We start from the raw sequence: 2,669 nt of genomic DNA on the forward strand, positions 1-2,669 counted from the left end.
CCGCTGACCTGACGACCGTCTGCCGACGATTGGCGGCTGGCGTCGTCAAAGCGTCGCAGCATGCATCTGTTGGCACGGCAGAGCTCTGCCGTTATTGGAAGAACCATGCTGTTCTGGGTCATAGCCGCCATTCTCACGCTGGGTGCAAGCCTGGCGGTGCTGTTGCCGCTGGCCGCCAGCGCGAAGGGCGCGTCGTCGAGCGGCGAACATGATCTCGAAGTCTATCGCGACCAACTGTCCGAGCTTGACCGCGACGCCGCGCGTGGCTTGATCCAGCCGGCCGAAGCGGCCGAAGCCCGCGCCGAGATCGCTCGCCGCATCCTTCGCCTTGACAATGCGGGTACCGCCGGTGGCGCAAACGCGGGCCGAGCGCCGGCCACCGCAAGGCTGGTGGCAACCGTAGCCGTGCTGGCGGTGCCGCTGGTCAGTTGGGGGCTCTATGTCAAGCTTGGCTCTCCCGACCTGCCGTCACAACCGCTCAGCGAGCGGTTGGCCAAGAATCCCGCCGACAGTTCGGTCGACGAACTGGTGGCGCGGGCCGAAGCCCATCTGGCCGCCAATCCCACCGATGGCAGGGGCTGGGACGTGCTTGCCCCGGTCTATCTGCGCATGCAGCGCTTTTCCGACGCGGCGGATGCCTATCGCAACGCCATTCGGCTTGATGGCGACAGCGCCGTTCGCCAGGCCGGTCTCGGAGAGGCGATCGCCGGCGCGGCAGGCGGCATTGTCTCGGCCGATGCCCAGGATGCTTTCGAGGCAGCCCTGAAGCTCGATCCGGCCAATGCGAAGGCCAGTTTCTACCTGGCCATGGCGTTGGCGCAGGAGGGTCGCGCCAAGGAAGCGACCACGGCATGGCAGGCGATGCTGGGCAGATTGCCGCCGGACTCGCCATGGCGCGGTGCCGTCGAGCAGGCGCTGGCCAAGTCCGGCAACCCCGAAGTGGCTTCTGGCGACGCCGCCAACGGCCCCGATGCCGGCGATATCGACGCCGCATCCTCGATGTCGCCGCAGGATCGGGAAGCCATGATCAACACCATGGTTGCCGGCCTTGACGACAAACTGCGGCAAAATCCGCACGACCCGGAAGGATGGATGCGGCTCGTTCGTTCCTATGTCGTGCTTGGCAAGGCCGATCAGGCGCGTGAGGCGCTCGGTCGCGCCATTGCCGTCTTTGGGGCCGACAGTGACCAGGCGAAGAAGTTCACCGCCTTTGCCGCTTCGCTTGGGCTTGCGGCGACGGAGTAGAACAAGACATGACGCGCAAGCAGAAACGATTGTCGGTGATCGCGGGCGGCCTGGTCTTCCTGGGTGCCGCGACCGGGCTGACTTTCTACGCGCTTGGCCAGAAGGCCTCCTATTTCTACATGCCGGCCGATCTCACCACGGCAAGCGTCCAGCCTGGCCAGCGCATCCGGTTGGGTGGATTGGTCGAAAAAGGCACGATCCAGCGCGGGCAGGGGGCCACGGTCGGCTTTTCGGTCACCGACACGCACAAATCGGTCAAGGTCACCTATACCGGCATCCTGCCCGACCTTTTCCGCGAAGAGCAGGGCGTCATCACCGAGGGTAGTTTCGGCCCGGACGGGGTTTTTGTTGCCGATAGCGTGCTGGCCAAGCATGATGAGCGCTATATGCCCAAGGAGGTTGCGGACGGCCTCAAGGCCAAGGGCGTGTGGCAGGAGAGCAAGAGTGAATAGCTCCGGCAGGAGAGCGACAGTGGATCACGGGCATGGTTGAAACCGGACATTTCGCCCTCGTCCTGGCGTTTGCGCTTTCGCTGGTGCAGACGCTCGTGCCGCTGTTTGGCGCACGCCTGAACAACCAGCGCCTGATGGCCGTCGGGGGTCCGGTCGCGGTGACCGGCTTCGCCTTGACGGCGCTGTCTTTCGCAGCGCTGGCGAGTGCCTATGCGAGCTCCGATTTCTCGGTGGCAGGCGTGTGGGAAAACTCGCATTCCTTGCAGCCGTTGATCTACAAGATCACCGGAACCTGGGGCAATCATGAAGGCTCGATGCTGCTTTGGGTGTTGATCCTGACCTTCTTCGGCGCACTCGTCGCCGCTTTCGGCTCCAACCTGCCGGCGACGCTGCGCGCCAATGTGCTTGCGGTGCAAGGCGCCATCGGCGCCGCCTTCTTCCTGTTCATCCTGGCGACGTCCAATCCGTTCATCCGGCTCAACCCGGCGCCGATCGAAGGCCGCGATCTCAACCCGATCCTGCAGGATCTCGGCCTCGCCATCCACCCGCCGTTCCTCTATCTCGGCTATGTCGGCTTCTCGATCTGTTTTTCCTTCTCGGTCGCCGCTCTCATCGAAGGCCGCATCGACGCGTCCTGGGCGCGCTGGGTGCGGCCGTGGACGCTGGTCGCCTGGATGTTCCTGACCGGCGGCATCGCCATGGGATCGTACTGGGCCTATTATGAACTTGGCTGGGGCGGTTTCTGGTTCTGGGATCCAGTCGAGAACGCGTCTTTCATGCCGTGGCTGGCGGGCACCGCGCTGCTCCATTCGGCCATTGTCATGGAAAAGCGCTCGGCGCTGAAGATCTGGACGCTGCTGCTCGCCATCCTGACCTTTTCGCTGTCGCTGCTCGGCACCTTCCTCGTGCGTTCGGGCGTGCTGACCTCGGTGCATGCCTTTGCAACCGATCCGACCCGGGGCGTGTTTATCC

The 2,669-nt window shown here is 64.4% G+C and carries 3 protein-coding genes; all 3 read left to right on the forward strand.

The window, feature by feature from the left end; all coding sequences use genetic code 11:
- Nucleotides 1–105 precede the first annotated feature (105 nt).
- Complete coding sequence (gene ccmI / locus ENZ74_RS28255) at nt 106–1,245, forward strand: c-type cytochrome biogenesis protein CcmI (RefSeq protein WP_013532636.1); 1,140 nt, start codon at nt 106–108, stop codon at nt 1,243–1,245.
- 8 nt (nt 1,246–1,253) lie between these two features.
- Nucleotides 1,254–1,697 (forward strand): cytochrome c maturation protein CcmE, encoded by a 444-nt coding sequence (gene ccmE / locus ENZ74_RS28260; RefSeq protein WP_013532635.1) that lies wholly within the window; start codon nt 1,254–1,256, stop codon nt 1,695–1,697.
- 32 nt (nt 1,698–1,729) lie between these two features.
- Nucleotides 1,730–2,669, forward strand: a 940-nt coding sequence (locus ENZ74_RS28265; RefSeq protein ID WP_164761268.1) for a heme lyase CcmF/NrfE family subunit, incomplete at its 3' end; no start/stop codon positions are given.

This window comes from Mesorhizobium sp. M7A.F.Ca.CA.002.15.2.1 (assembly GCF_003998715.1).
Taxonomy (GTDB): Bacteria; Pseudomonadota; Alphaproteobacteria; order Rhizobiales; family Rhizobiaceae; genus Mesorhizobium; species Mesorhizobium ciceri.

What these genes read in the sequence shown, in the direction of transcription:
- ccmI (WP_013532636.1), top strand. Translation starts at nt 106, where the DNA reads ATGCTGTTCTGGGTCATAGCCGCCATTCTCACGCTGGGTGCAAGCCTG.
- ccmE (WP_013532635.1), top strand. Translation starts at nt 1,254, where the DNA reads ATGACGCGCAAGCAGAAACGATTGTCGGTGATCGCGGGCGGCCTGGTC.